The organism is Corynebacterium sp. HMSC30G07, assembly GCF_001806945.1.
GTDB classification, from domain to species: domain Bacteria; phylum Actinomycetota; class Actinomycetes; order Mycobacteriales; family Mycobacteriaceae; genus Corynebacterium; species Corynebacterium riegelii.
This window is the reverse complement of the sequence record NZ_KV786473.1, coordinates 318,682-318,924: the sequence shown is the minus strand read 5'-3', so window position 1 is coordinate 318,924 and position 243 is coordinate 318,682. Positions and strand designations below refer to the sequence as shown.

Genomic DNA, 243 nt, shown 5'->3' with positions numbered 1-243 from the left:
CGGATAGCTACACCCCAACCGAAGCAATGCGACGCGTCGTCTGCGCACGCCACACGCATTGTGTATTCCCGGGATGCAGTGTGCCGTCACTGAGGTGCCAGTTGGATCACCGGATCCCGTTTGGCCAGGGTGGGAAAACCACGCCGAGTAACTTGTATCCGTTGTGTCAAAAGCACCATAACTTGAAGACCGATAAGCGTGGTTTCTATGTGCCGGATCCGGATACGGGTGAAATCTTGTGGC

At 55.6% G+C, this 243-nt stretch carries 1 protein-coding gene; it reads left to right on the top strand.

The annotated features are described in order from the left end of the window. Window positions 1–26: 26 nt before the first annotated feature. On the top strand, window positions 27–243 hold a 217-nt coding region (locus HMPREF3104_RS12325), incomplete at its 3' end, for an HNH endonuclease signature motif containing protein (RefSeq protein WP_246816417.1).